General features: G+C 71.6%; 32 protein-coding genes. 19 read left to right on the forward strand and 13 right to left on the reverse strand.

The genetic code is table 11. The features are described from left to right. Positions 1-120: 120 nt before the first annotated feature. Positions 121-1,392, forward strand: coding sequence for a S1C family serine protease (locus ACX27O_RS04435; RefSeq protein ID WP_051708198.1), 1,272 nt, complete (start codon positions 121-123; stop codon positions 1,390-1,392). Between the two features lie 76 nt (positions 1,393-1,468). Continuing rightward, positions 1,469-1,891 (forward strand): Sec-independent protein translocase family protein, encoded by a 423-nt coding sequence (locus tag ACX27O_RS04440; RefSeq protein ID WP_458938975.1) that lies wholly within the window; start codon positions 1,469-1,471, stop codon positions 1,889-1,891. A 257-nt stretch (positions 1,892-2,148) separates the two neighbouring features. Here the strand turns inward: ACX27O_RS04440 and ACX27O_RS04445 are convergent, their stop codons facing one another. The 3 genes from ACX27O_RS04445 to ACX27O_RS04455 form a co-directional block, all read right to left on the reverse strand. Continuing rightward, entirely contained in the window at positions 2,149-3,297 is a 1,149-nt protein-coding gene (locus ACX27O_RS04445) for an Mrp/NBP35 family ATP-binding protein (protein ID WP_030329233.1), read from the reverse strand. A gap of 76 nt (positions 3,298-3,373) precedes the next feature. Continuing rightward, positions 3,374-4,024: a DUF1003 domain-containing protein gene (locus ACX27O_RS04450; RefSeq protein WP_030329231.1), complete on the reverse strand. Its 651-nt coding sequence runs from the start codon at positions 4,022-4,024 to the stop codon at positions 3,374-3,376. Beyond that, positions 4,017-5,303 (reverse strand): magnesium transporter MgtE N-terminal domain-containing protein, encoded by a 1,287-nt coding sequence (locus tag ACX27O_RS04455; RefSeq protein WP_030329229.1) that lies wholly within the window; start codon positions 5,301-5,303, stop codon positions 4,017-4,019. The genes ACX27O_RS04450 and ACX27O_RS04455 overlap by 8 nt, the downstream gene beginning before the upstream one ends. A 33-nt stretch (positions 5,304-5,336) precedes the next feature. Here ACX27O_RS04455 and ACX27O_RS04460 point away from each other — a divergent pair, with 33 nt between their 5' ends. Together ACX27O_RS04460 and ACX27O_RS04465 are read left to right on the forward strand one after the other, a co-directional pair. Continuing rightward, the gene (locus tag ACX27O_RS04460; protein ID WP_458938976.1) at positions 5,337-6,206 is read left to right on the forward strand and encodes a PhzF family phenazine biosynthesis protein; all 870 of its coding nucleotides are present in this window, start codon (positions 5,337-5,339) and stop codon (positions 6,204-6,206) included. 12 nt (positions 6,207-6,218) lie between these two features. After that, positions 6,219-6,749 carry a hypothetical protein gene (locus tag ACX27O_RS04465; RefSeq protein WP_051708197.1) on the forward strand — a complete coding sequence of 177 codons (531 nt, stop codon included), beginning with the start codon at positions 6,219-6,221 and terminating at the stop codon, positions 6,747-6,749. Between the two features lie 8 nt (positions 6,750-6,757). On the opposite strand, the gene ACX27O_RS04470 is transcribed toward ACX27O_RS04465, so the two are convergent. Further along, positions 6,758-7,477, reverse strand: coding sequence for an HAD family hydrolase (locus tag ACX27O_RS04470; protein ID WP_210863449.1), 720 nt, complete (start codon positions 7,475-7,477; stop codon positions 6,758-6,760). Between the two features lie 106 nt (positions 7,478-7,583). Here ACX27O_RS04470 and ACX27O_RS04475 point away from each other — a divergent pair, with 106 nt between their 5' ends. After that, a complete protein-coding gene (locus ACX27O_RS04475) occupies positions 7,584-8,537 on the forward strand; it encodes a DMT family transporter (protein WP_458938977.1) in 954 nt (317 codons plus the stop codon). Here ACX27O_RS04475 and ACX27O_RS04480 read toward each other — a convergent pair. Both ACX27O_RS04480 and ACX27O_RS04485 read right to left on the reverse strand, forming a co-directional pair. Next, positions 8,515-8,799, reverse strand: a complete 285-nt coding sequence (locus ACX27O_RS04480; protein WP_210863933.1) for a hypothetical protein — start codon at positions 8,797-8,799, stop codon at positions 8,515-8,517. The two genes, ACX27O_RS04475 and ACX27O_RS04480, sit on opposite strands and share 23 nt — an antisense overlap. A gap of 1 nt (position 8,800) precedes the next feature. Continuing rightward, positions 8,801-9,625 (reverse strand): SDR family NAD(P)-dependent oxidoreductase, encoded by an 825-nt coding sequence (locus ACX27O_RS04485; protein ID WP_030329216.1) that lies wholly within the window; start codon positions 9,623-9,625, stop codon positions 8,801-8,803. Between the two features lie 128 nt (positions 9,626-9,753). On the opposite strand from ACX27O_RS04485, the gene ACX27O_RS04490 reads away from it, so the two are divergent. Beyond that, complete coding sequence (locus tag ACX27O_RS04490; protein WP_030329214.1) at positions 9,754-10,710, forward strand: HpcH/HpaI aldolase/citrate lyase family protein; 957 nt, start codon at positions 9,754-9,756, stop codon at positions 10,708-10,710. 76 nt (positions 10,711-10,786) lie between these two features. Here the strand turns inward: ACX27O_RS04490 and ACX27O_RS04495 are convergent, their stop codons facing one another. Next, a complete protein-coding gene (locus ACX27O_RS04495) occupies positions 10,787-11,344 on the reverse strand; it encodes a DUF4190 domain-containing protein (RefSeq protein WP_400448180.1) in 558 nt (185 codons plus the stop codon). 117 nt (positions 11,345-11,461) lie between these two features. Between ACX27O_RS04495 and ACX27O_RS04500 the strand changes: the two genes are divergently transcribed. Next, entirely contained in the window at positions 11,462-12,367 is a 906-nt protein-coding gene (locus tag ACX27O_RS04500) for an SDR family NAD(P)-dependent oxidoreductase (protein ID WP_458938978.1), read from the forward strand. A 27-nt stretch (positions 12,368-12,394) separates the two neighbouring features. Here ACX27O_RS04500 and ACX27O_RS04505 read toward each other — a convergent pair whose 3' ends face one another. Next, the gene (locus tag ACX27O_RS04505; RefSeq protein WP_030329206.1) at positions 12,395-12,931 is read right to left on the reverse strand and encodes a DUF4190 domain-containing protein; all 537 of its coding nucleotides are present in this window, start codon (positions 12,929-12,931) and stop codon (positions 12,395-12,397) included. 177 nt (positions 12,932-13,108) lie between these two features. Between ACX27O_RS04505 and ACX27O_RS04510 the strand changes: the two genes are divergently transcribed. Then, positions 13,109-14,305, forward strand: coding sequence for an acyl-CoA dehydrogenase family protein (locus ACX27O_RS04510; RefSeq protein WP_210866597.1), 1,197 nt, complete (start codon positions 13,109-13,111; stop codon positions 14,303-14,305). A gap of 97 nt (positions 14,306-14,402) precedes the next feature. Here the strand turns inward: ACX27O_RS04510 and ACX27O_RS04515 are convergent, their stop codons facing one another. Together ACX27O_RS04515 and ACX27O_RS04520 are read right to left on the reverse strand one after the other, a co-directional pair. Beyond that, positions 14,403-14,810, reverse strand: coding sequence for a CoA-binding protein (locus tag ACX27O_RS04515; protein WP_030329201.1), 408 nt, complete (start codon positions 14,808-14,810; stop codon positions 14,403-14,405). Between the two features lie 19 nt (positions 14,811-14,829). Next, positions 14,830-15,876, reverse strand: coding sequence for an Rv2578c family radical SAM protein (locus tag ACX27O_RS04520; protein WP_358135722.1), 1,047 nt, complete (start codon positions 15,874-15,876; stop codon positions 14,830-14,832). A gap of 93 nt (positions 15,877-15,969) precedes the next feature. On the opposite strand from ACX27O_RS04520, the gene ACX27O_RS04525 reads away from it, so the two are divergent. Then, positions 15,970-16,389 (forward strand): thiol-disulfide oxidoreductase DCC family protein, encoded by a 420-nt coding sequence (locus ACX27O_RS04525; protein ID WP_030329196.1) that lies wholly within the window; start codon positions 15,970-15,972, stop codon positions 16,387-16,389. Here ACX27O_RS04525 and ACX27O_RS04530 read toward each other — a convergent pair. The 3 genes from ACX27O_RS04530 to trxA all read right to left on the reverse strand — a co-directional run bounded on the left by ACX27O_RS04530 (position 16,353) and on the right by trxA (position 18,282). Next, positions 16,353-17,330 carry an HTTM domain-containing protein gene (locus ACX27O_RS04530; protein WP_458938979.1) on the reverse strand — a complete coding sequence of 326 codons (978 nt, stop codon included), beginning with the start codon at positions 17,328-17,330 and terminating at the stop codon, positions 16,353-16,355. The genes ACX27O_RS04525 and ACX27O_RS04530 overlap by 37 nt on opposite strands. After that, positions 17,327-17,767, reverse strand: a complete 441-nt coding sequence (locus ACX27O_RS04535; RefSeq protein ID WP_030329192.1) for a hypothetical protein — start codon at positions 17,765-17,767, stop codon at positions 17,327-17,329. The genes ACX27O_RS04530 and ACX27O_RS04535 overlap by 4 nt, the downstream gene beginning before the upstream one ends. A 152-nt stretch (positions 17,768-17,919) precedes the next feature. After that, positions 17,920-18,282 carry a thioredoxin gene (gene trxA / locus ACX27O_RS04540; protein WP_030329190.1) on the reverse strand — a complete coding sequence of 121 codons (363 nt, stop codon included), beginning with the start codon at positions 18,280-18,282 and terminating at the stop codon, positions 17,920-17,922. A gap of 548 nt (positions 18,283-18,830) precedes the next feature. Between trxA and ACX27O_RS04545 the strand changes: the two genes are divergently transcribed. The 10 genes from ACX27O_RS04545 to ACX27O_RS04590 all read left to right on the forward strand — a co-directional run bounded on the left by ACX27O_RS04545 (position 18,831) and on the right by ACX27O_RS04590 (position 26,307). Further along, positions 18,831-19,346, forward strand: coding sequence for a MaoC family dehydratase (locus ACX27O_RS04545; protein WP_030329188.1), 516 nt, complete (start codon positions 18,831-18,833; stop codon positions 19,344-19,346). Positions 19,347-19,439: 93 nt separating this feature from the next. Beyond that, on the forward strand, positions 19,440-19,976 hold the full coding sequence (locus ACX27O_RS04550; RefSeq protein WP_358135730.1) for a hypothetical protein: 537 nt from the start codon (positions 19,440-19,442) through the stop codon (positions 19,974-19,976). Positions 19,977-20,027: 51 nt separating this feature from the next. Then, the gene (locus ACX27O_RS04555; RefSeq protein WP_210866601.1) at positions 20,028-20,651 is read left to right on the forward strand and encodes a TrmH family RNA methyltransferase; all 624 of its coding nucleotides are present in this window, start codon (positions 20,028-20,030) and stop codon (positions 20,649-20,651) included. A gap of 79 nt (positions 20,652-20,730) precedes the next feature. Continuing rightward, complete coding sequence (locus ACX27O_RS04560) at positions 20,731-21,408, forward strand: DUF6758 family protein (protein WP_357640895.1); 678 nt, start codon at positions 20,731-20,733, stop codon at positions 21,406-21,408. A gap of 116 nt (positions 21,409-21,524) precedes the next feature. Continuing rightward, entirely contained in the window at positions 21,525-21,683 is a 159-nt protein-coding gene (locus ACX27O_RS04565; RefSeq protein ID WP_007455302.1) for a hypothetical protein, read from the forward strand. 6 nt (positions 21,684-21,689) lie between these two features. Further along, positions 21,690-22,565: a PH domain-containing protein gene (locus ACX27O_RS04570; protein WP_030329180.1), complete on the forward strand. Its 876-nt coding sequence runs from the start codon at positions 21,690-21,692 to the stop codon at positions 22,563-22,565. A gap of 103 nt (positions 22,566-22,668) precedes the next feature. After that, the gene (locus tag ACX27O_RS04575; RefSeq protein WP_458938980.1) at positions 22,669-23,466 is read left to right on the forward strand and encodes a SigE family RNA polymerase sigma factor; all 798 of its coding nucleotides are present in this window, start codon (positions 22,669-22,671) and stop codon (positions 23,464-23,466) included. After that, on the forward strand, positions 23,463-24,725 hold the full coding sequence (locus ACX27O_RS04580) for a hypothetical protein (protein ID WP_458938981.1): 1,263 nt from the start codon (positions 23,463-23,465) through the stop codon (positions 24,723-24,725). The genes ACX27O_RS04575 and ACX27O_RS04580 overlap by 4 nt, the downstream gene beginning before the upstream one ends. A 53-nt stretch (positions 24,726-24,778) precedes the next feature. Next, a complete protein-coding gene (locus tag ACX27O_RS04585) occupies positions 24,779-25,651 on the forward strand; it encodes a PHP domain-containing protein (RefSeq protein WP_210862456.1) in 873 nt (290 codons plus the stop codon). A gap of 41 nt (positions 25,652-25,692) precedes the next feature. Then, complete coding sequence (locus ACX27O_RS04590) at positions 25,693-26,307, forward strand: MarC family protein (RefSeq protein ID WP_030329175.1); 615 nt, start codon at positions 25,693-25,695, stop codon at positions 26,305-26,307. The last annotated feature ends 11 nt before the right edge of the window (positions 26,308-26,318 follow it).

Here is a 26,318-nt window from a genome sequence, read left to right on the forward strand (position 1 = left end):
GTGGGGCCGGCACCGGGCTGGCCGGCGGCTCCCGTGGGGCCGGCACCGGGCTGGTCACCCGCTCCCGTGGGGCCGGCGTCCTCGGCTGGACCGGCTGCGGGTTGGCCGGCGTCTTCTGCGGTGCCGGCGGCCTCGGTCGGACCGGCACCGGGCTGGCCGGCACCGGCTGCGGGCGGGCCCAACCCGGCCGACGCGTCGCCCTGGTGGTCCGACGCCCTCGCCGACCCGTGGCGCGACCCGGCGGCACCGACAGCTGTGGTGGTGCCCGGAATGGTCGCCCCCGGCACCGAGCCCGAGCCGGTCACCGACCCCGATGCGCCGGGCCGGCCGACGGTGCGCCAGCTGCTGCTCATTCCCGTGATAACCGCGCTCCTGGCCGGCACCCTCGGCGGTGCGCTGGGCTACGCGTTCGCGGTGCGCGGCGGCGCCGGTGCCGCGGTTCTCGGTGCTGCGCCCGCCGAGGCGCCGGCACTGGCGCAGCGCAAACCGGAGTCGCTGGCCGGGGTCGCCGAACGGGTCCTGCCCAGCGTCGTGACCGTACGGGTGAGCAGCCTCGGCGGGACCAGTGAGGGCTCCGGATTCATCGCCACCGCCGACGGCCATGTGATCACGAACGACCACGTGGTGGCCGGCGGCACCGGCAAGGCCTCGGTGGTCTTCAACGACGGCAGCACCGCGCCGGCGACCATCGTGGGGCAGGACGCGGAGTCGGACATCGCCGTGATCAAGGTGAGTCGTCCCGGGTTGCGGCCCGTGGAGTTCGGCGACTCCGACGCGCTGGCGGTCGGCGACCCCGTGCTCGCCATCGGTTCGCCGTTGTCGCTGGCCAACACGGTGACCGCCGGCATCGTGAGCGCCCTGGACCGGACGATGCAGGCCGGCGAGCCGGGCGGGCCGGTGCGTTACTACGCCGCCATCCAGACCGACGCCGCCGTCAACCACGGCAACTCGGGCGGCCCACTCGTCGACGGCGCGGGCCGGGTGGTCGGGGTGAACTCCACCATCAAGTCGCTCGTCGCCGAGGGGCAGGAGGCGGGCAACATCGGGCTCGCCTTCGCCATCCCGATCAACCAGGCCAAGCGGGTGACCCAGGACATCATCGGCACCGGCAAGGCCCGCCGTACGGTGATCGGCGCCCGGGCGGACGGCCCGACCGGGGTCGTCGGGGGTGGCCTGCGGCTGGCCGAGGTGGAGCCGTCCGGGCCAGCGGACGGTGCCGGCTTGAAGGTCGGCGACGTGATCCTCAAGATCAACGGACGGCCGATGACCGAGCCGACGGACCTGACCGCGTTGGTCCGCAAGTACGCGCCGGGATCGGTCGTGACGGTCGAGTATCGGCGGGGCTCCGCCCGGCAGAACACCTCGGTAACTCTCGCTGCGGATGCGAAGTGAACAGCGGTGTACCCCTTGCCCGAAAGCCGTCTGGCGTGCGTAGTCTTGCTGCTGACGCCGTGAGGAGGCCCGCGGGATGCTCGACAACCTGAACTGGTGGGAGATCGGTGCGCTGCTGCTCCTGGCGCTCTTGATCTTCGGCGACCGGCTCCCCGCCGTGATCACCGACGGCCTGCGGTTGGTGCGCAACCTGCGCAACATGGCCCGCAACGCCACCGGCGACCTGAGCCGTGAGCTGGGCACCGACATCCAGCTGGAAGACCTGCACCCGAAGGCGTTCATCCGCAAGCACCTCCTCAGCGAGGAGGACGAGGCGGCCATCCGCAAGCCGCTGCAGGGCGTTTACGACAACCTGCGCGCGGACGTCAGCGGCGTACACGACGACCTGAAGGACGTGGCCAACGCCGCCGACCTGCGGTCCGACGGGTCCCGCTCCGGCACGGCCACCAGCAGCCCCTCCGCGCCGGCCCCCCGCGTCAGCTACGACGACGCCACCTGACCGGCTGGTACCCGCGCTGCCAGGGCTCGGCCGGCTGATGTCCGCCCGGGCCGGACAGCTGCTCTGATCAACTCGGTTTTCCGGAAGTCGGCCCGTCAACCGGCGCCGGATACCGCGACTTCCGGAAAACCGAGTCGATCATGTGCGCCCCCGGCCCGCCGGCCGCCCGCCGCCGGCTGCCCCGCTGGCCATGTCCGTGGAGACGACTCAGCCCGCCGGCCAACAGCGGCCGACGGGCTGGCGGTGGTCGTGGTTGGTCAGCGACCGGCGGGCTTGAGGCCGAGGGGCTTGCCGAGCAGCGACTCGCGGCGCACGGCGAGCCGGTCGGCGATCGCGCCGAGTGCCTGCGCGGCCGGGGACTCCGGCTCGGCCAGCACGACCGGGTTGCCGGCGTCGCCGGCCTCGCGGACCCGGGTGTCCAGCGGAATCTGACCGAGCAGCGGCACCTGCGCGCCGATGGTCCGGCTCAGCGACTCGGACACCGCCGCACCACCGCCGGCGCCGAAGATCTCCATCCGCGAACCGTCCGGCAGCTCCAGCCAGGACATGTTCTCGATGACGCCGACCACCCGCTGGTGGGTCTGCAGGGCGATCGCCCCGGCCCGTTCCGCCACCTCGGCGGCGGCGGTCTGCGGGGTGGTGACGATCAGGATCTCCGAGTTGGGCAGCAGCTGGGCCAACGAGATGGCCACGTCACCGGTGCCCGGCGGCAGGTCGAGCAGGAGCACGTCCAGGTCGCCCCAGTAGACGTCGGCCAGGAACTGCTGCAGCGCCCGGTGCAGCATCGGGCCGCGCCACACGACGGCGGCGTTGCCGGAGGTGAACATGCCGATGGAGATGACCTTCACGCCGTGCGACTGCGGCGGCATGATCATGTCTTCGACCCGGGTGGGTCGGCCGTCCGCACCGAGCATCCGGGGCACCGAGTGGCCGTAGATGTCCGCGTCGACCACCCCGACGGAGAGCCCCCGGGCGGCGAGCGCCGCCGCCAGGTTGACAGTCACGCTGGACTTGCCGACGCCACCCTTGCCGCTGGCCACCGCGTACACGCGGGTGCGCGACCCGGGCTGGGCGAACGGGATGACGGGCTCCTCGGTGGCGCCGCCGCCACGCAGCTGCGACTGCAACGACTGCCGCTGCTCCGGGGTCATCACACCGAAGTCGATCTCCACGCCGGTGACGCCGGGCACCGCGGCGACGGCGGCGGTGATGTCGGTCCGCAGCTTGTCCTTCAGCGGGCAGCCGGCGACGGTGAGCAGCAGTTCGACGCGTACGACACCGCTGGCGCCGATCGTGGCGGAGCGGACCATGCCCAGCTCGGTGATGGGCCGGCGGATCTCCGGGTCGTTGACGGTGGCCAGGGCGGCCTGGATCGCGTCCTCGACGGTGCTCACGGGTGCTGACATGCCCGCAATGCTACGTCGAGGGGCATCCGTTGCCGCCGCTGCCCGGGGCGGTGTGAGCCAATCGATGACCCGTTGGTCAGCCCTCCGACCGGCGCGGGGCGGTGCCGTCCGGCCGGGCGTCCCGGGTGAGGTCGCCGTCCAGGTCGTCGCGGGGTTCGTCCAGGCCGACACCGTCGTTCGGGCGGTGCGCACGCCGCTCCTGCCGGTTGTCCTTCTCCTGTTGGCGGCGCTCCAGGCGCTGCCGGCGTTGGCCCATCTCGTCCAGCTCCTCGGCCAGCCGGGCCAGCTCGGAGCGGAGGAAGTCGCGGGTGGCGACCTCACCCAGGGCGATCCGCAGGGCCGCGATCTCCCGGGCCAGGTACTCGGTGTCCGCCTTCTGCGCGGTGGCCCGCCGCCGGTCCTCCTCCAGGGCCACCCGGTCCCGGTCGGCCTGCCGGTTCTGGGCCAGCAGGATCAGCGGGGCCGCGTAACTGGCCTGCAACGACAGCACCAGGGTCAGGAAGGTGAAGGTGTACGGGTCGAAGCGCAGGTCCGCCGGGGCGAGGGTGTTCCAGACGAACCAGATCGTGATCACCACGGTCATCACGACGATGAAGTTCGCCGTGCCCATGCCCCGGGCGATGCCCTCGGACCACCGGCCGAACGCCTCCGCGTCGAACCGGGGCAGCTTGACACCCCGGGGCTCGCGTGGCTGGTCGAGACGCTCCGTCCGCCGCTGGTCAGCCATCTGTGCCGTCCAGCGCGGTGTCGGTGCTGCCCGAGGCGGTCAGCGCGTCACGGTCCCGCCAGTCGCGGGGTAGCGAGTGGTCCAGCACGTCGTCGACAGTCACGGCGCCGACCAGCCGATTGTTGCGGTCGATCACCGGCATGGCGACCAGGTCGTAGGTGGCCATCCGACGGGTGATCTCCGGCAGCGGGGTGGTGGGACGAAGTGGGTCGATGTCGTTGACCACCACCTTGCCCAGCAGGTCGGCCGGCGGTTCGCGCAGTAGCGCCTGGAAGTGCACCATGCCCAGGTAGCGGCCGGTCGGGGTGTTCTGCGGCGCCCGGGTCACGAAGACCTGCGCGGCGACGGCGGGGGAGAGCTGGGGCTCCCGGATCCGGGCCAGTGCCTCGGCGACGGTGGCGTCCGGCGGCAGGATGACCGGCTCCGAGGTCATCACACTGCCCGCCGTGCCGGGGGTGTACTTCAGCAGCTGACGTACCGGGTCGGCCTCGTCCGGCTCCATCAGGTCCAGCAGCACGTCCTGCTCGGGTGGGGGCAGTTCGTTGAGCAGGTCCGCGGCGTCGTCCGGGTCCATCTCCTCCAGGACGTCGGCGGCCCGCTCCCGGTCGAGGGCGGCGAGGATCTCCACCTGGTCGTGTTCGGGCAGTTCGCTGAGCACGTCGGCCAGTCGCTCGTCGTTCAACGCGGCCGCGACCTCGTTGCGCCGCGCGTCGGGCAGGTCCTGCAACGCGTTGGCCAGGTCGGCGGGGCGCATGTCCTCCAGTACGGCGAGCAGGTTCGCCGTACCCCGGTTGTCGGCGATGCCGCTGAGCCCGCGCACCCGGTCCCACTCGACCTGGTGCAGGTGGCCGCGGCGGCTGAGCCGACCGGTCTGCTCGCGGACGGCGACGCGGGTCAGTGACCATTCGCCACCCCTGGTGCACTCCATGGCGACGTCCACGACCGCGCCCGGCTGGCCGCCCGGGTCCAGTTGCACCCGCCGGTCGAGCAGTTCCTGGAGCACCAGCAGCTCGTTCGGTCGCTTCTCGAACCGGCGCAGGTTGAGGGTGCCGGAGCCGAGCACGACGGCGTCCGCGTCGATGGAGGTGATCCGGTTGATGGACAGGAAGATCCGACGACGCATCGGCATCTCGGCGACCAGCCCCACCACCTCCGGTGGACGCTTGGTTGCCCGGAGCCGTGCCACGGCGTCACGGACCCGTCCCACCTGGTCACCGTTCGGGTCGAAGACGGCGACTCCGGCGAGACGGGCGATGTAGACCCGGGTCGGCGTGCTCACGCGCACCAGCCTAAGCGCCTACTGTTTATCAACATGTCGACCTTGGCCTACGAGATCGTGGACGTCTTCACCGATCGCCCCTTCGCCGGCAACCCGCTGGCGGTGGTGTTCGGCGCGGAGGCGCTGGCCACCGAGCAGATGCAGGCGCTCGCGCTGGAGTTCAACCTTTCCGAGACGGTGTTCGTGCTGCCACCGACCCAGGTCGGCGCCACCTACCGCGCCAGGATCTTCACCCCGGTGGAGGAGTTGCCGTTCGCCGGGCACCCCAGCGTCGGCGCGGCGGTCACCGCGTGCCGGCGGGGGATGTTCGGTGTGGGGCAGGTCACCCAGGAATGCGGGGCCGGTGTGCTGCCGATCGAGGTGACCGCGTCCGGGGCGACGTTGACCGGTGGCACCCCGACCCTCGGGCCGGAGCTGGATCCGGAGCCGTTGCTGGAGATCGCCGGGCTGGCCGCCGACGACCACGTCGGGCCCGCGCCCCGGGTCGCCGGCTGCGGGCTGGAGTTTCCGTACCTGCCGGTGCGGCCGGAGTCGGTGGCCCGCGCCCGGGTGAACGCGGCGGCGGCGGAACGGTACGGGGTGTCGCACGTCAGCGTCTTCTCCTGGGACGCGGCAGCGCAAACCGTGCACGCCCGGGTCTTCGTGCCGGGGATGGGCGTTCCGGAGGACCCGGCGACCGGTTCGGCGGCGCTCGGCCTGGGTGTCTGGCTGGTGGCGAGTGGTCTGCTGCCCGGCGAGGGGCGGTCGGAGTACGCGGTCCGCCAGGGCGTGGAGATGAACCGCCCGTCCGCGTTGGCCTGCACGGTCACCGCGGCGGACGGCGCGGCGGTCGGTGCGACGGTCACCGGTCAGGTGATGCCGGTGGCCCGCGGCGAGATCGCCGTGCCGCCGTTCGTGGGCTGAGCGCAGGCGCCGATGCGGGAGGATGCGGGTGTGACGGACAAGGACGCCCCCGGGGGCACCCCACTGGTCGACGAGGCGATGAAGAAGGCCGCCGTGGCCTGGGTCAGCGTTGCCGGTGGGCCGGCGCTCGCGCTCTGGTGCGCCCCGCTGGAGGGCGCGCTCCTGGTGGTCAGCGGGCCGGGTGAGCAGGCCGCGCCGGGTCTGGCCGACGCGACCGAGGCCCAGGTCACCCTGCGCGGCGACCACGGCGGTCGGATCGTCACCTGGCCGGCCCGGGTGAGCCGGTTGCAGCCGGGCACCGAGGCGTGGGACACCACCGCCCCGCTGGTGGCGGCGAAGCGTCTCAACGCGCCCGGACCGACCGCCGACCTGGTGGCCCGCTGGGCCGCCGACGGTTGCGCGGTGAACCGCCTCGTCCCGGCCGGTACACCGCTGGCTGGCGCGGAGTTGCCGGCCGACGCGCAGGCCGAGCCGCCCCGGGCGACTCCGGCGGTGCGGGCCACCCGTAAGCCGTTCCGGCTGCACCGGGTCCGCCGCCGCTGATCAACGGATCAGTCCGCCCGACCGCCGACGCCCGCCACCGCCGCGTCGTGGTCGACCAGGGCGAGCACCTCACCCAGGGTCCCGAGCGTCGGGCCGCGCCAGTCCCGGTCGGCGTTGAACACCATGTGAGTGGCCAGATCCGGTGCGGCGAGCCGGACGGCTGTCATCCCGGCCCGCTCGGCGCCGGTCAACTCCTGGCTGCCACCGTCGCCGACGTAGAGACAGTCGCCCGGGGTGAGCCCGAGCCGCTGGCAGGCGGTCAGGTAGAGCGTCGGGTCCGGCTTGCACCGCCCGAGCTGCACCGAGAAGACCTGTACGTCGAGCAGCGGGGCGACCGCCAGCTGCGGCAGGAAGGCCGGCAGTTCGTGCGTACAGTCGCTGATCACGCCGGTGCGCAGGCCGCGCTGGCGCAGGGCCGCCAGCACCGGCACCGCGTCGGCCCGCAGCCAGGTGTCCGCGCGGACCGCCAGGTGCCGGGACGCCACGGCCGCCCGCACCGCCTGGTCACTGGGGTGTACGCCGACCTGGGCGCACACCCAGCGCAGGGTCGCCTCCGCGTTGCCGAACCGGCCACTGGCCCGCTCGTAGTAGGTGCGGTTCAGCACCTCGGACAACGCGTCGGTGGGGCACCCGAGCAGCTCGGCGGTGCCGGCGTGCGCGGCACCGCGTTGCACCGAACGGGTCAGGGTGCCGAAGAAGTCGAACAGCACCGCCTGGTAGCTGGACATGGGGGAACGCCTCCGGGCGGTCGAGGGTCGCCGGCGCGGACCCGCGTGATCGTAACGGAGTGATGACCCTCCGTGTCGACCGTCATACGTGTGAGGATTACGTCCCGTGCCCCCACCTTCACCTCGACCGACAGTGGATCCGTTGACCACCGGCGCGGTCGGACTGGCCGTGGTCGCCGTGTCGTCGTCAGCGCCGCTGATCGCGTACGCCGCTGCCCCCGCCCTGGCCATCGCGTTCTGGCGCAACCTGCTCGCGGTGGCCGTACTGAGCCCTGTCGCGCTGGCCCGGCGTCGTGCCGAGTTCCGCCGGTTGGCGGTGGGCGCGGGCCGACGGGAGGGACTGTTCTGCGTCCTGTCCGGGGTCGCGTTGGCCGGGCACTTCGCGACCTGGGTGCCGAGCGCCCAGCTCACCACGGTCGCCACGTCCACCGCGCTGGTCGCCACCCAGCCGGTCTGGCAGGGGCTGATCGCCCGCGCTCAGGGGCGACCGCTGCCCCGGGTGGTGTGGGTCGGCATCGCGGTGGCGGTCGGCGGCGCGGCGATCGCCACCGGTGTGGACGTGGGTGTCTCCGGCCGGGCCGTCCTCGGCGACGTGCTGGCGCTGACCGGCGCCATGTTCGCCGCCGTCTACACCGCCTTCGGCGAACGGGCCCGGACCAGCATCAGCACCACCACCTACACCACCATCTGCTACGGGATCTGCGCGCTGATCCTGCTGGCCCTGTGCCTGGTCGGTGGCGTACGACTGACCGGGTTCGACGGGCGTACCTGGCTGGCCATCCTGGCTCTGGTGGCCGGTGCCCAACTGCTCGGGCACTCGATGTTCAACTACGCCCTGCGGAAGATCCCGGCGACCACGGTGAGCGTGCTGATCCTGCTGGAAGCGCCCGGCGCCGCACTGCTCGGCTGGGCCTGGTTGGGTCAGGTGCCCCGCCCGTACGCGCTGCTCGGGATGGCGTTGCTGCTGGCCGGTGTGGCGGTGGTGGTGCTGGGCGGCGGTCGGGCCGCGCGCCGGGGCGCGTCTCCCGCGCGGTTGGCTAGCCCTCCCGCACCTCAATGACCCGGGTCGTCGGGGCGGCCTCACCCAGCTCGCCGCGCAGGGCCGCCCGGTCCGGGTCGACGAGGAACGACTCGTACCCGGCCCGGGAGTCGAACCGGATCACGTGCACCTCGGTCTGGCCGTCGGTGCCGCGCAGTCGCCGCTCCAACCAACCGCCGTGCCGCCCCAGCAGGGCCAGCACGGCATCCTCGTAACGCCGCCCGGCGGCCTCCGCCCCGACGGTGAACTCAACGACCGCGACGAGTGTCAGCCGGCCGGCCACCTCAGGTGTCCAGACCGACGGCCTTGGCGCTCGCCGCCCACAGCCGGGAGGCGAGCTGTGGATCGGCCGCCTTCCGCAGGGGCCGACGCGGCCGGCGGTCGACGTAGTAACCCCCGTTGATGAGCCGGGAGCGGTCCTGGTTGGCCAGCCACACCAGCGTCTCGGCGCCCTTCTCCGGGCTGCGGAAGGGCATGAAACGCATGCCGAACGCGACCAGCCTGCTGTCGTTGGCGAACCGGGTGCGAACCACCCCGGGGTGGAAGCAGTACGCGGAGATGTCCGGCCAGCGCCGGGCGGCCTCGGCGGTGAACAGGATGTTCGCCTGCTTGCTGGTGCCGTACGCGCCCATCGGCCGGTAGTCACGCAGCGGCCTGTTGAGGTCGTCCGGGTCCAGTGCGCCGAAGCGGTGCGCGCCGGAGGCGGTCACCACCACCCGGCCCACCCGGTCGGCGAGCAGACTGGTCAGCAGGAACGGGGCCAGGTGGTTGGCCTGGATCGACATCTCGAAGCCGTCGACGGTGCTCAGTGGTTGCAGCGCGATCGCGCCGGCGTTGTTGGCGAGCACGTCGATCCGGTCGTACGCGGCCCGGAGCTGGGCGGCCAGTCGGCGTACGTCGTCGAGGACCGCGAAGTCGGCCCGGAACAGCTCCGGCCGCTCGCCGGAGGTCTCCCGGACCCGTTCGGCCGCCGCCTGCAGCCGGGCCGGGTCCCGCCCGACCAGCACCACCTGGTCGCCACGGCAGGCGAGGTGCACGGCGGCGGCCAACCCGATGCCGGAGCTGGCCCCGGTCACCACCACCAGTCGACGCCCAGTGAGATCTTCCACAGGTCCATTCACCCCGGTCATGGCGCGAGGTTACCGTGGCGTCACAACGACCTTTGGGATCGTTAAGGTTTCGGATCTGTCGTCAGGTGGCGTCGGCGTGCCCGCCGGACGCTGGAAGGAGCGCATCCATGGCCGCAGTCGGTCGCCCCCGCAGGTCCTGCCTCGCCGTACCGGGTTCCAGCGTGAAGATGCTCGGCAAGGCCCAGGGGCTCCCGGCCGACCAGGTCTTCCTCGACCTGGAGGACGCCGTCGCCCCGCTGGCCAAGCCGGACGCGCGCAAGAACATCGTGGCCGCGCTCAACGAGGGTGACTGGGCCGGAAAGACCCGGGTGGTCCGGGTCAACGACCTGACCACCCCGTGGACCTACCGGGACGTCATCGAGGTCGTCGAGGGTGCCGGCGCCAACCTGGACTGCATCATGCTGCCGAAGGTGCAGACCGCCGAGCAGGTGCACTGGCTGGACCTGCTGCTCACCCAGATCGAGAAGACCCTCGGCCTGGAGGTCGGCCGGATCGGCATCGAGGCGCAGATCGAGAACGCCGCCGGCCTGGTCAACGTGGACGCGATCGCGGGCGCCTCGCCCCGGGTGGAGACCATCATCTTCGGCCCGGCCGACTTCATGGCGTCGATCAACATGAAGTCGCTTGTGGTCGGTGCGCTGATCCCCGACTACCCGGGCGACCCGTACCACTACATCCTGATGCGGATCCTGATGGCCGCCCGGATGCACGACAAGCAGGCCATCGACGGCCCGTTCCTGCAGATCCGCGACGTGGACGGGTTCCGTGAGGTGGCCAAGCGTTCGGCCGCGCTGGGCTTCGACGGCAAATGGGTGCTGCACCCCGGCCAGATCGACGCCGCCAACGAGGTCTACCAGCCGGCGCAGGCCGACTACGACCACGCCGAGCTGATCCTCGACGCGTACGAGCACTACACCTCGGAGGCCGGCGGCAAGCTCGGCGCGGTGATGCTCGGCGACGAGATGATCGACGAGGCGTCCCGCAAGATGGCGCTGGTGGTCGCCGCGAAGGGCCGGGCCGCCGGGATGAGCCGTACCTCGTCGTTCACCCCGCCGGCGCAGTGACGGGCCGGGCCGGGACGGCGGCCGCCGGCTTGTCGACCCGGCTCGACAATCGGCGGTACGCCGTCCCGCCCGTCGGTCAGTAGCTGCCGCTGTCATTGCTCGTCGCGATCGCGTAGATGATCGCGGCGGCGTAGATGGCGAGCACCAGCACCAGGAACCCGGTGAGGATCCAGCCGATGATGATGGCGGCCTTCGCCATCCCCGCGCCGCCCTCGCCGCTGATGCGGATCTGCTTCTGCGCGACGTGCCCGAGGATCGCGCCGATCGGCGCGGTGATGCAGGACGTGAAACCGATCATGGCCAGCACGAACGCGGCGATGGCCAGTCCGTTGGTCTTCGGCGGCTGCGGGTAGCCGTAGCCGGGGTACTGCTGCGGGTAGCCGGCCGGGGCGTACCCGGGCGGGGCGTACTCGGCCATCGGCTGGGTGGCGGGCGGCTGCGCGCCGGCGTACGGGTCGACCGGGGCGTACGGGTTCACCGGGGCGTACGGGTTTGTCGGACCGTACGGGTCGACCGGGCCGGGCTGCGGGGGCACCGGCTGACCGGCCACCAGGGTCGGGTCGGGTGTGGGGCTCGATGGCGGGGCCGACCAGGTGGGATCGCTCCAGTTGCCGGGCGGCGGGGGATTTGTCATGCGAACTCTCCGTCAGGTCGGGTGCGGAGACAGGGTAGCCACAGCCACCCAAACCCGATGCCCCTGCTTCCGGGTGCCGCGTTGCCCGGGCCGGTCGTAACGGGCAGGATCCCTGGCATGGCATTCGACGCGCGCGCCGCGGACCGCTCCGGCAGTCGACCCCGACGGGACGTCAGCCGTCCGGGCGCGGCCCGGCGGGCCCGGACGGCCGCCCCGGCGGGCAGCTCGGGCAGCGACGACCCGGTCGCGCTCGCCGACCCGGTGACCATGCGTCTCGACGGGCGGGTCGCCCTGGTCACCGGGGCGGGCAGCCCGGACGGCATCGGGTACGCGACCGCCCGGCGACTCGCCGACCTCGGTGCCCGGGTGGCCATCGTCTCGACCACCCGACGCATCCACGAGCGGGCGACCGAGCTGGGCGTGACCGGTTTCGTCGCGGACCTGACCGACGAGTCCGAGGTCGGCGCACTGGCCGACGCGGTCGCCGAGCAGTTGGGCGACGTCGAGGTGCTGGTCAACAACGCCGGCCTGGCCAGTCGGGCCAGCCAGGGCGTGCTGCGACCGGTGGCCCAGCTGAGCTACGACGAGTGGCGTGGCGAGATCGACCGCAACCTCTCCACCGCGTTCCTGTGCAGCAGGGCGTTCATCGGGGGAATGGCCGAGCGGGGCTGGGGTCGGATCGTCAACCTGGCGGCCACTGCCGGCCCGGTCAACGCCCTGCCCACCGAAGCCGCGTACGCCGCGGCGAAGGCCGGGGTGGTCGGGCTGACCCGGGCCCTGGCCATGGAGATGATCGCCGACGGCGTGACGGTGAACGCGGTGGCGCCCGGCACCATCTACACAGCGGCGTCCACCATGGCCGAGATCAAGCAGGGGCTGGGCACGCCGGTGGGGCGACCGGGCACGCCGGACGAGGTCGCCGCGGCGATCAGCTTCCTCTGCTCGCCGGCCGCCTCGTACATCACCGGGCAGATGCTGGTGGTGGACGGTGGCAACAGCGTCCGCGAGGCCCGCTTCCGCTGACCGGAACGCTCCGCACCCGCGCGTCGGTCAGTAGCCGCCGCTGTCGCCGTTGTTGGCGAAGGCCACCAGCGCCAGCCAGCCACAGCAGGCCAGCACGGTGAGCCCGGTGAAGACGTAGCCCAGGATCAGCCCCCAGGTGGCGAGCTGGTCGCCGTCCTCGCCGCTGGTGCGGATCTGCCGTTTGGCCACGTGGCCGAGGACCGCGCCGGCCGGCGGGAACACGAAGGCGAACACCAGCGACAGGATCGCCAGCACGTTGGTGCGCTGCCCCGGCCCGGACGGCGGTGGGCCGTACTGACCGTAGGGGCCCTGCGGGGGGTACGGCGGCTGCTGGCTCCAGTGCGCCGACTGCTGCGGCCGCTGGTCACCGTACGACGGCTGGTCGCCGGGTGGCCCGTACGGTGAACGTTCCGCTGGTAGCTCGTACGCCGGCTGGTCCGGCTGCGGCGCGTACGGCTGTTGGCCGGCCGGCGGTGGCGCGTACGGCGACTGGTCGGCTGGTGGTTCGTAGGGCGACGGCGGCGGCTCGTCGCCGGGTGGTCCCGACGGCGGCGGGTGGCTCACAGCTGTCCTCCTCCTGCCGGTGCCGGAAAAGTCCCTCTTGCCGGACGCTACCCGCAGCGGTGAACCTTTTCACAGCGGTTGTGTGGACTGGTCACCTTGGCCTCGCCGACCCGAGAGACCGATACTGACCCAGCGTTCAGTTACCCACGAGTAGTGCGCGGATCCCCGGAGGCTGTGATGGCTCGACTCGCCCAGACGCCCGGCCTGACCGATGTGCAACAGTCGATCCTGGAGACCGTTCGGGACTTCGCGGACAAGGAGATCATCCCGCACGCGCAGCGGCTGGAGCACGCCGACGAGTACCCCACCGACATTCTCGACGGCATGCGCGAGATGGGGCTCTTCGGCCTCACCATCGACGAGGAGTACGGCGGGCTCGGCGAATCGCTGCTCACCTACGCGCTCGTGGTGGAGCAGCTGTCCCGAGGCTGGATGTCGATCTCCGGCATCGTCAACACCCACTTCATCGTGGCGTACCTGATCTCCCAGCACGGTTCCGCCGAGCAGAAGGCCCGCCTCCTGCCGAAGATGGCCACCGGCGAGGTGCGCGGAGCGTTCTCCATGTCCGAGCCCGAGACCGGCTCCGACGTCTCGGCGATCAAGTCCCGGGCCGTCCGTGACGGCGACAGCTACGTGCTCAACGGGCAGAAGATGTGGCTCACCAACGGGGCGTACTCCTCGGTGGTGGCCACACTGGTCAAGACCGACACCGGCGCGGAGTCCGTCTACGGCAACATGAGCACCTTCCTGCTCGAGAAGGAGCCGGGCTTCGGCGAGACCGCTCCCGGCCTGACCATCCCCGGCAAGATCGAGAAGATGGGTTACAAGGGCGTCGAGACCACCGAGATGGTGCTCGACGGGGTGACGGTGCCCGACTCCGCGATCCTCGGCGGCGCTGACCAGGTGGGCCGTGGCTTCTACCAGATGATGGACGGCATCGAGGTGGGCCGGGTCAACGTGGCCGCCCGCGCCTGCGGCATCTCCATCCGCGCCTTCGAGCTGGCGGTGCAGTACGCCCAGCAGCGCAAGACCTTCGGCCAGCCGCTCGCCAGGCACCAGGCGATCGCGTTCAAGCTCGCCGAGATGGGCACGAAGATCGAGGCCGCGCACGCCCTCATGGTCAACGCCGCCCGGCTCAAGGACGCCGGCCAGCGCAACGACGTCGAGGCCGGGATGGCCAAGCTGCTCGCCTCGGAATACTGCGCCGAGGTCGTCCAGGAGGCGTTCCGCATCCACGGCGGCTACGGCTACTCCAAGGAGTACGAGATCGAGCGGCTGATGCGGGAAGCCCCGTTCCTGCTCATCGGCGAGGGCACCTCGGAGATCCAGAAGACCATCATCAGCCGAGGCCTCCTCAAGGAGTACAAGATCTGATCCCTTCACCTCCGCGATCTTGCACTTCCTGTCGTCACATAACTCGCTTAACGGGGCGAAACGGCGACCGAAAGTGCAAGATCGCGGGGGTGGGGGGTCAGGTCAGGCGGGTTAGCGCGTTCACGGCGCGTTCCACGGCCAGGCAGCGGTCTTCCACATAGTCCATGCCAGCCTCTTCGGCGATTCGCCGCGCCTCGGCCGAGACGATGCCCAACTGCAGCCAGACCGCCGGGGCGCCGATCGTCGCCGCGTCGCGGACGACCTGCACGGCGTCGGCCGCCGGCCGGAACACGTTCACCAGGTCGACCGGGTGCGGGATGTCCGCGAGAGTCTTGTACGCCCGCTCCCCGAAGAGTTCATCGACCGACGGGTTGACCGGGATGATCCGCCAGCCGTGCCGCTGCATCTGCAATGGCACGCCATGCGCGGCCTTGTTGGGGTCGCGGGACGCGCCCACGACGGCGATCACGGCGGAGTCGGCGAGGATCTGCTGAGCGGTACGCACCCGCCGACTGTAGCTCCGACTACAGCAGTGTCAGCTGCTCGGCTGCCGACCGTGGCGGCGGCTCGGGCAGGGTGCGGTTGTCGCCCCGCTCCCCGCGGTGCAGCCCGTGCCGGCGGGAGGCGATCCGCACCCGCGCGGTCAACTCCCGCTGGTACGCCTGCGGGGCGTACGCGCCGGCCCGGTAGAGCTCGCGGTAGCGGGGCACGAGGTGCGGGTGCTCGCGGGCGAGCCAGTGCGCGTACCACTCCCGGGCGCCGGGACGCAGGTGCAGGGGCAGGGCGGTCACGCTGGTCGCACCGGCGGCGGCGATCGCCGACACGGTGGCCTCGATCGACTCGTCGCTGTCGCTGAGGCCGGGCAGGATCGGGGCCATCAGCACGCCGACGGAGAAACCCGCGTCGGTGAGCGCCCGGACGGCGTCCAACCGGCGGCGGGGGTGCGGTGTGCCCGGCTCGACGGTGCGCCAGAGGTGCTCGTCGACGAACCCCACCGAGAACGAGATGCCCACCGTTGTCACCTCGGCGGCCTGACGCAGCAGCGGCAGGTCGCGCAGGATCAGCGTGCCCTTGGTGAGGATCGAGAACGGGTTGGCGAAGTCCCGCAACGCGGCGATGATCTGCGGCATCAGCCGGTAGCGGCCCTCGGCGCGCTGGTAGCAGTCCACGTTGGTGCCCATCGCCACGTGCGCACCCCGCCATTTCGGCGCGGCCAGCTCCCGCCGGACCAGCTCGCCGGCGTTGACCTTGACGATCACCTTCCGGTCGAAGTCCGCGCCGGCGTCGAGATCGAGGTAAGTGTGAGTGTTTCTCGCGAAGCAGTAACGGCATGCATGGGAACAGCCCCGGTACGGGTTGATCGTCCACTCGAACGGGACGCGGGACTGCCCGGGCACCCGGTTGAGGATGGACTTGGCCTGCACCTCGTAGAAGGTCATCCCGGCGAACTCGGGGGTGTCGAAGGTGCGGGCGACGGCGCCGGGCAGCGCCAGCGGCAGGGGTGGCGTCGCTGGCGCTGCCCGCTCGGGGTCTCCCTCGACCGGGGGAGCGGTGAGGTTGTCCCAGCGCATGGGCACTATTCGAACACGTGTACGAGGCGAGCGCAAGTGACCCGCCGGACACCGGTGGGCGTCCGGGCGGTCGGAGAGGGGAGGATGGACGCCATGGAGACGTCGACCTTCGTCTACGACGGGGACTGCGCGTTCTGCACGAGCTGCGCGCAGTTCATCGAGCGCCGCATCCCCACCACCGCGCGGGTGGTGCCGTGGCAGTTCGCCGACCTGGACGCGCTCGGCCTCACCGTGGCCGAGTGCGAGGAGGCCGTGCAGTGGGTCGGCGCGGACGGCGCGCGTGCCGCAGGCCCGGACGCCATCGCGAAGCTGCTCGCCGCGAGTGGTCCGCTCTGGCGGGTCGCCGGTGCCGGCCTGCGGATCCCTCCGGTACGGGCTGCGGCCTGGCCGGTGTACCGCTGGGTGGCGCGTAACCGGCACCGCCTGCCGGGCGGCACTGCGGCCTGTTCCCTGCCGCAGGAGGCGCGGGAGCGGCTCTACGGCCCGGCCGGTCGCCCGAGCACCGGAGCCTGATCGTCGAACGCCCGCTCCGCGCCGGCTCCCACCGGACCCCGGTCGGGTGGCACCGGCCCGGTGTCGGTGTCCGCCGGGCTCGTCTCCGGGGCGTCCGTCGGTGCCGAACCGGACGTGTCGCGGCCGACGAGCCGACGGGCCCAGACCAGCGGGCGTACCCGTTCCAGCGGTAGGAAGCTGGTCATCGCGGCCAGGTGCGGTGCGAACGAGATCGTGATGGTCGCGATGGTGACCGCGTGGAACGAGTAGAAGAAGCCGACCATGGCGAGTCGCCAACGGGGTGGCAGCAGGAAGACCACCGGGCTCAGCAGTTCGAACGCCACGATGCCGAACTGGGCGACGATGAGCAGGTACGGCACCTGGGCGATCAGGTCCGCCAGGTCGGTGCCGCGCCGGATGATCGCGCGGGCCAGGACCGAGCCGGTCAGCCAGTCCAGACCGCCGAAGCGCAGCTTGGCGAAGGCGGCCAGGAAGTACGTGCAGATCACCGCGATCTGGGTGACGCGCAGGGCCCAGCCGCCGGCCTCGGTGCGGGTGGTGTCGCCGTGGCGGGCGCGATCGGCGGTGGGCAGCACGGCCAGCGCGACGAGCAGCCCGAACCGGTCGTGGTCGACCTTCCCGTAGCTCATCGCGATGATCATCCACTCCAGGTACAGCGCGCACACCGCCCAGCCGAGCAGTCGGGGCGCCCGTCCGGTGGCGGCGAGGAGGGCGAGCAGCAGCAACGCCCAGAAGATCACCGTCACCAGCGTCTCGGTCGGCGTCGGCAGTGGGAGCAGACGGCCGATCAGGAGCGGTTGGTACAGGTCGCCGGGCACGCTGACCCGGGTGCGTACCCAGGGGGTGAAGATCACCAGGTCGGCGGCGACGAACAGGTAGATCAGGGTGCGGAACGCGGCCACCCGGCCCCGGGGCACCGCCTCGGTCAACCAGCGGCTCATCGGGCGGCCTGCCAGCGGACGACCGTCTCATCGGTGTGTTGACCGGTCGGTCGGCCGGCGCGAATGCCGTGCCAGCGGATGACGATGCGGACCTCGACCAGCGCGGGGGCGTCCGGGTGGCGTTCGGCGTACGCGTCGGCGACCTCGGTGAGCAGCGTCGGGTCTGCCGCGTAGCGGGCCTGCTGACCCTCGATCTCGGCGCGGCGGATGCCGGTCGCGTTCTGGTCGAGGTCGATCACCGCCCCGGAGGTGTTCACCCCCTCGACGCGGGTGTCGGGCGCGGGTGCGTTCGGCGGGTTCGAGGTGGAGTACATCCGGAACGGGCCGAACGGGAAGTCGTCGTCGCTGCCCCAGAAGGTGCCGAGGACGAGCAGGACGAGACCCAGTGCGGTCGCGCCCAGCCGGGTCACGCGCCCGCGGGTGGTCAGGTTCTCCATCGGGTCGTGACGATACGGGATGTACCGACTGCTTCGGGTCCCTCCGACGGCCAGTTCGGCCTGACCAGGCAGGTGATCATGCGCGCGGGTGGGGGTACGACGAAGGCCGGGCCCGTGTCGGGCCCGGCCTCGCGTGTCGTCAGCGGGACGACTCAGTGGTTGTGCTCGGCCAGCTGCTTGCGGACGTCATCCATGTCCAGCGCCTCGACCTGCTCGATCAGGTTCTCCAGTGCGGACTCGGGCAGGGCGCCCGGCTGGGCGAAGACGATGACGCCGTCCCGGATCGCCATGATCGTCGGGATCGAGCGGATGTCGAACTTGGCGCCCAGCTCCTGCTGAGCCTCGGTGTCGACCTTCCCGAAGACGATGTTCTGGTGCTTCTCCGAGGAGCGCTCGTAGACCGGGGCGAACCGCTTGCACGGACCACACCAGTCGGCCCAGAAGTCGACCAGGACGATGCCGTCGTTGCCGGTCACCTCGTCGAAGTTCGCCGAGGTCAGCTCAACGGTTGCCATTGCACTCTCCGATCACCGCGGTTTATCTACGTCCCGTAGAACCAGGGCTGACCGTATCGAATTCCCGGGCGATGGGGCACGAAACGTGCTCGGGGCTGCCGGGGGGCGCTGCGGGTCATCGACGTACGTCTGTTCACACCCGAGCTGCGGATCGCAAGTGCACGACGCACTTGCGTGACCTGCGGTAATGGGAGCGTTTCCAGGGAGATCCACCCGATTGAGCACTACGGATCGGTAACTTGGGCATTGACAAGGAGGTATCCGGCCTGCAGAGATCGCTGATCAACCTCCGATTGGTGACGGAGAGTAATGTTACAAAAAGATAAATGTGACCGCGATCTCTGTTGAACCTACGCAGGCGTAGGGCAGAATTCCTCACATCAGAGCGTGGGCGGCGGGTGCCGGGGAGGGCCCCGCCGCTCATTGCGTCTCCCCCCGGGCGTGTGACAGGTGTGACATTTCCGCCGCCACCGCGCCCCGCCGGTCGCCTTAACCATCGGTAAGGCATGCTGTGCCGAACTCCATCGCCGCCCGTCGAAGGGACCAGCATGCAGTTCGGTCGCTACTACGAGGAGTTCGAGGTCGGCGCGGTCTACCGGCACTGGCCGGGCAAGACCGTGACCGAGTACGACGACCACCTCTTCTGCCTGCTCACCATGAACCACCACCCGCTGCACATGGACGCGCACTACGCCGCGACGGCCAGCCAGTTCAAGCGCAACGTCGTGGTCGGCAACTACATCTACTCGTTGCTGCTCGGCATGTCGGTGCCGGACGTGAGTGGCAAGGCGATCGCCAACCTGGAGGTCGAGTCGCTACGGCATGTCGCGCCGACCTTCCACGGCGACACCATCTACGGCGAGACCACGGTGCTGGACAAGCGTGAGTCCGGCTCGAAACCCGACCGTGGCGTGGTGTCCGTGGAGACGCGCGGCTACAACCAGGACGGCACGATGGTCTGCGTCTTCCGGCGCAAGGTCATGGTCCCCAAGCGGGAGTACGCGGAAGCTGCGGTGCCCGACGGCGTGGACCCCGAGCGGCCCAGCTTCCCCGAGCCGCGCTGAGCGTCGCGGCGGGCTCGACCGTCGCCGGACACCGGGCTCCTTCCCCGACCGCGGGTCTGCTGGGGAAGGGGCCCGGCGCCCGTCTCGGGGCATATGCTGACGCCGGAGGTTCCGATGAGCCACTCCGTAGCGGGAGAGCCGTCCTCTGCCGGCCGCCGAGCCACGCCCTTGACCACCGCTGTCTACTCCGCCGCCGAGTGGGATCTGCTCACCGGCCTGCCCGGCCGGGTTCTCGTGGCCGCAGCGGCGCCCGGTCCCGGCCGGATCGAGCGTGGGGTCGCGGCGGGCCTGGCCGGCCTGGACGCCGTGGCCGCCGGCCGGGCCTCCGACAGTGATCTGGTCCGCGCGGTGGTCGCCGCGATCTACGCCCGTCACGACGGCACCCCGCAACCCGCCGAGCGGCTGACCGACCTGGTGGACCTGCTGGCCGCCTGTCGGGCGGCGGGCCGGGTCCTCCGTCGGCGGGCCGACCCGGCCGACTCGGCCGCGTACCGCCAGTGGGTGCAGTCGGTCGCGGCCCGGGTCTGTCGCGCGGTGCCCGGCACCGGCGGGCGTCGGGTGGACCCACCGCCCAGCCCGGCGGACCGGCGCTTCCTGGACCGGCTCGGTGCCGCGCTCGACCTGGGCTGACCGGCAGGTCGTCGCGGCCGGCGCCGACGCGGTCCGTACCCTCTGATGACCGTGACCGACGACCAGCTTGAGGTGGGCGTGGGCCCCTGGCCGGGGGACCCACCGGACGACCCCTGTTACGACCCGCAGCTACTGGCTGAGGGGGACCGGCGCAATGTCGTCGACCGCTACCGCTACTGGCGGCACGAGGCGATCGTCGCCGACCTGGACCGGCACCGGCACGGCTTCCACGTCGCGATCGAGAACTGGCAGCACGACTTCAACATCGGCACTGTGGTGCGCAACGCCAACGCGTTCAACGCCGCCGAGGTGCACATCGTCGGACGACGACGGTGGAACCGGCGCGGTGCGATGGTGACCGATCGGTACCAGCACGTACGGCACCACGAGACGATCGAGGAGTTCGTCGCCTGGGCGGCCGGGCGGCACCTGCCGGTGTTCGGCATCGACAACCTGCCCGGGTCGCGTCCGCTGGAGACCGGCACCCTGCCACGCGACTGCGTGTTGCTGTTCGGCCAGGAGGGCCCCGGCCTCTCCGCGCCGGCCCGCGCCGCGTGCGACCAGCTCTACTCCATCGCCCAGTACGGCTCGACGAGGTCGATCAACGCCGGCGTGGCCAGCGGAATCGCGATGCACGCCTGGATCCGCGCGCACGCCGGCACGCCGCCGGACTGACCCACGTACGGTGCCGAATCGGACGTTCCGGCTTGACGTGCCAGCGGTCCGGGGAGACGGTGGGGATGTGAGTGTCGCGGTGAGTTGTCCGAGATGCGGGGGCCCGGTACGGGCGCCGGATCTGATGAACACCGACTCAAGGTGTGTGCACTGCGGCCCGGTGCCGCCGCTGCACGTGCCCGAGCACATCGGAGCGGAGATCGTGGCGAGCGTGGTGGAACGGATCACCGCGACCGCCGACCCGCCGATGACGCCGTTGTGGTGCCCGTGGCCGCTGCCGCCCGGTTGGACACTCACCGGCGTGGCGTACGCCGGGGACGACCGGACGGGAGTGCGGGCGACAGCGTTGGCCTGCGCGGGCCCGGCGCCACTCGGCGGTGGTCCGGCCGATCTGGTCTTTGTGGCCGAGGAACCCGGTGTGGGTCTGGGCACCCGGCTCGCCGGTCTGACCGGCCCGGATCCGGGACCGGAGTTGGTCGACGCGCTGACCGACCCCGGATCGGGCCATCCTGACCACGTCGGACAGGCGAAGATCAAGGTCGGCGGGCACCCCACTCCACTGTGGTTGGTGAATTCGCCAACGGATCGAAGCGCGTACGCCGGCGAGGCTCGGGGAATGTGGCTCCATGCGATAGCCTGGCCGGCGAGTGCGGGTCACCTGCTCGCGGAAGATGTCGTGCTACACGACCTGACCGAGTGGACTCCGCCCGAGCTCGTGTACGGCGCACCGTCCCCGTATCTACCCGGGAGAGCTTGACAACTCTTCCGGATTGACGGAGAACGGACGCAGATATTCACTGTACGACACCACACTGATACTCTGGGTGCCGCTGCGGTAATGGGACCCGGCGCCGCGCGAGAGGATGGCCCGCCATGGTCAAGAAGGTCCTCACCTGGGCCGGAATCGCATTCTTGATCTTTTTCGTCGCCTACCGGCCAAACTCTGCGGCGGACGTGTTCAAGTCGCTCGGCGGCGGGATCATGGATATCGCCCAGGGCTTTGGCGACTTCTTCACCAGCCTCGTCGCCTAGCCGCCGATGGGCAGCCCCTCCGGTCCACCCTTCGACCCGGACGACCCCGACCGGGAGCGCCGCGAGCGCGACACCGAGCCGATCCCGCGGATCGGGCCAGATGACGGCCCGGATTACGGGGCCGGTCCCGGCCTGTCCGACGGTCCGTCCCTTTCGGACGACGTCGGCTACGGTGACGGGCCCGGCTATGCCGGTCAGGGTCGTTCCGGTCGGGGATGGATCCGGGATCCGGAGGCCGGTTACCAGCCGCCGCAGATCTCCGAGGACGAGCTGGCCGGGTTGCGCGCCGACGCGACCGGCTCGACCCCTCGGCGGGTGCTGCCACTGGAAGACGAGCCCAGCTCGTTGGTGGCGCGCTACCTCTTCCCCACCGAGCGCTACCGCGGCGAGTGGAAGCGGCACTGGATCCACCTCACCAACCCGCTGTTGATCGGCATCGCGGCGACCTTCGTGCTCGGCTACCTCTCCGGCTTCCTCGCCGGCCAGGACGTCGGTGCGCTGACCACCATCGCCGTGCTGCTCTGGTTCGCGGTGATGGGGTGGGTGGCGTGGAAGGTCGCGGACTGGTGGTATGACCGTTTCATCCTGACCAACAAGCGGGTCATGGTGGTCAACGGCATCGTCACGCGCAAGGTGGCGATGATGCCGCTGGTCCGGGTCACCGACATGAAGTACGAGCAGACCCCGACCGGCCGGGCGCTCAACTACGGCACCTTCGTGCTGGAGTCCGCCGGTCAGGAGCAGGCGCTCCGCGAGATCAAGAACCTACCCAACCCGAACGAGCTCTACCTGCGCGTCGTCGAGGAGATGTACGAGCCGCAGGCGGTCGAGGCGCGGCTCGGCAAGGAAGCCGACGAGGCCAAGGCCGACGACGGTGCGTGAAGGTTTTTGACCGAACATCGGAGCAAGTGCGCACCTTTCGTCATGGACCGAAGCGCCTCTGACGTGGCACTCTGCCAGGACAGCAGGGGTGCGGAGGTGAGCGGTGGCGAGCAAGGACTCGTTGGAGGAGCAGTTCCGCGAGTTCGTCGCGGCCCGCTCCGCCGCGCTCCTACGCACCGCCTACCTGCTCACCGGGGACTGGGCCACCGCCGAAGACCTGCTCCAGACGGCGCTGACCAAGACCTACCTGGCGTGGAAGCGGCTCGGCGGGATCGAGGCCGTCGAGCCGTACGCCCGGCGTGTGATGGTCAACACCTCGACCAGTTGGTGGCGGCGGCGCTGGCACGGCGAACGCCCGACCGAGGTGCTACCCGAGCGGGCCGGTGTCGACGAGATCGAGCAGCAACTTGACCGCGACCTGCTCTGGCGGCACCTCCGGCAGCTACCCAACCGGCAGCGGGCAGTGCTGGTGCTGCGCTACTACGAGGACATGACCGAGGCGCAGACCGCCGCGCTGCTCGACATCTCACCGGGCACGGTGAAGAGCCAGACGTCCCGGGCGCTGGCCACGCTGCGGCGACGACTCGGCGCGGACGCGCCAGAACTCGCCGCCGGCGGCTTCGCCGCCCGGTCTGCTGCCGCCGGCCCACCTCCTGCTGCCGGCAGTCGATCGGGCGCGAGGGGTGCCGCCGGCCGGACGACAGGCCCGGACACCCGGACCGGGCAGCCCTCGGTCACCGATGCCACCGCCGCACCCAGGCCGGGGCGGTCGACTGGCCGACCCGCACCCCGCCCGGCCGCTCCGCGCCCCGCCGCGCCCCGTGCGATCACCCCGCAGGTCGTGCTGCCCACCGCCCCGGCGGCCGTGCCCGTCGGCACGGGCTCCGGGGAGCAGCAGTGATTGAACTCCCCGGCCGGCCCGACAACCTGACGGACGTCCCGCCGCGTTCATACCAGGTGCGGCCTGACGAGTTGGAAGGTGCGGTGCGGGAGAGCCTCTCGCACCAGGTCGCGCGTACCCGCCCACTGAGCGTCGATCCGGCGGGCCAGGCCATCCGCCGCGCGAACCGGATCCGGCGTCGACGCGCCGCAGCCGGCGTCGCCCTCGCCGCGGTCACCACCGTGCTGCTCAGCGCCGGCATCGCCCAGCTCGGCGCCGAGACCAGCCGGGACGGGGCCCCCATCGTGGTGATCGGTGACCCGGGCCCGACCAACCGACCGCTCCCGAAAGCCAGCATTCCCGGCTCCGCCCCCTCGCCCGAGACATTGGCCGCTCCGCCGGCCGGCGAGACGCTGGTCAGCGCCGCCGGGCGGCGACTCGTACTGCCCGACGTCGGGGCGGCCGAACGCGCCCAGCCACTGCCCAGCGGCAACGGTTGGCTGGTGGTCGGCGCGCCGACCACCGCGGGGCGCTCCCTGTGGGTGGTGCAGGACGACGGCCTGGTGCAGGTGCTGCTGGCCGGAGCGGGCGGGATCGTGCTGGCCCCGGACAGCCTCCAGGTCGCCTGGCGCGACGGCGGCGACCTGCTGGTGGCGGGCGTGGTCGGCACCCAACTCATCGGGGCGGTGCGCACCCCGGTGCCAGCGGGGGCGGAGCCCGTCCGATTCGTCGCCGACAGCGTGCTGGTCCGCCTCGACCCGACCGGCGCCGGTCACACCCTCTGGCGGCCCGGTGCGGGGCCGCTGCCCGACTTCCTCGACCGCAAGAGCCTCAACGTCTACGGGGAGCTACCCGACGGGCGGCTCGTCGGCCAGGTCGCCACCACCGATCCCAGCCGGACCTGCCTCGCCGTGCTCGCCCCGACACGGCGCCTGGAGCAGGTACGCACCGGTTGCGGTCCCGACCTGAGTCAGGACGGCGTCGGCGGCGTCTCGCCGGACGGGCGGTGGCTGCTGGTGAACGGACGGATCGGCGGCACCGACCGGTCCCTGCTGGTCGACCTGCACCGGCTCGGGCCGGCGGCGACCGCAGTGGCGGCCGGGCCGCCGATGACCGGGGTGGTCATCTGGACCGACGGGACCAACGCCTCCTACCTCGACGGCACCGGTCAGCTGGTCCAGCTCGACGTCGGCCAGGTGCGGGCGGGAAAGCCCGCCGGCCCCGCCGCGGTGCCCGGCGTGTCAACCGGTGACCAGCCGATCCTGGTGAAGGGCTTCTGACCCGGGCGACCCCATGTGAGCCGGGCTCGCTGTTTCCTCGGTAGCGTCGGGCGGTGACCTCGCGTACCGGCTCCGCCCCCCGGATCGACCTGCACGCCCACTCGACGGCCAGCGACGGCACGCTGACCCCGGCCGAGCTGGTCGGCGCGGCCTTCGATGCCGGGCTGGACGTGCTGGCGATCACCGACCACGACACCACCGCCGGCTGGGCGCCGGCAGTGGACGCACTGCCGCCGGGGCTGCGTCTGGTTCGCGGCGCGGAGTTGTCGTGCCGCTGGTCCGGCGCGCAGCCGGCGGTGCCGCTGCACCTGCTCGCGTACCTGTTCGATCCGGAGCATCCGGAGCTGGTGGCCGAGCTGGCCCGGGTCCGGGCCGCCCGGGAAGAGCGCGGCGAACGGATGGTCGCCCTGTTACGGGCCGACGGCATCGACGTGAGCTGGCCGGACATCCTGGCCGGCGCGGGTGGCGGCACGGTGGGGCGTCCGCACCTCGCGCAGGCGCTCATCCGCGCCGGCCTGGTCGGCAGTGTCCGGGAGGCGTTCGGCCCGAACTGGCTGGGCGAGCGGTACCGGCTGCCCAAGGAGGACATCGACGTGTTCCGGGCCGTCCGACTGGTCCGGGCGGCCGGCGGGGTGCCGGTCTTCGCCCACCCGCGCGCCACCCGACGTGGCCGGGTGGTGCCCGACGAGCTGATCGCCGAACTGGCTGCCGCCGGGCTCGCCGGGCTCGAGGCCGACCACGAGGACCACAGCCCGGCCGAGCGGGAACACGTGCGGGCGCTCGCCGCCGAGTTGGGGCTGTTCGTCACCGGTTCCTCGGATTTTCACGGCACCCACAAGACCGTTCAGCTCGGCGCGTTCAGCACCGGCGCCGAGGCGTACGAGCGGATCGTCGCCGACGGGGTGACCGAGGTCGCTTCGGGCTGATCCGGGTATTTCGCCCATCGCGGCGCGGCTAGTTTGATCACGTGGATCTGAAGCTGTTCGGCGAGGTTTTCGTGACCCTGCTGGTGATCACCGACCCGCCGGGCATGATGCCGATCTTCCTGGCGTTGACCGGCCCGCTGCCCGCCCGCGACCGCAACCGGGCCGCCTGGCAGGCCGTCGCGTTGGCGCTCGGCGTCATCGTGATCTTCGCGGTGGCGGGGCAGACCCTGCTCGACTACCTGCACGTGGACCTGCCGGCCCTACAGGCGGCCGGTGGGTTGCTGCTGGTGCTCGTCGCCCTGGAGCTGCTGACCGGCAAGGCCGACGACCCGAGCCAGCAGGTGACCTCCAACATCGCGCTGGTGCCGCTGGGCACGCCGCTGCTGGCCGGTCCGGGTGCCATCGTGGCCACCATGCTCTTCGTCCAACAGGCCGACGGGCTGGGGGAGTTCAGCGCCATCGCCGTCGCGATCCTCGCCGTGATGGTCGCCGTCTGGATCGTCCTGCGCTTCTCCGGCGGCATCGTGAAGATCCTCCGACCGGGCGGGATCGAGGTGCTGACCCGGATCGCCGGCCTGCTGCTGGCCGCGATCGCCGTGCAGCTCATCGCCGACGCGGTGGCCGCCTTCGTGACGCAGTACGTAAACATGACCTGACGGCACGCGCG

Source organism: Micromonospora sp. SD19, from assembly GCF_054462275.1.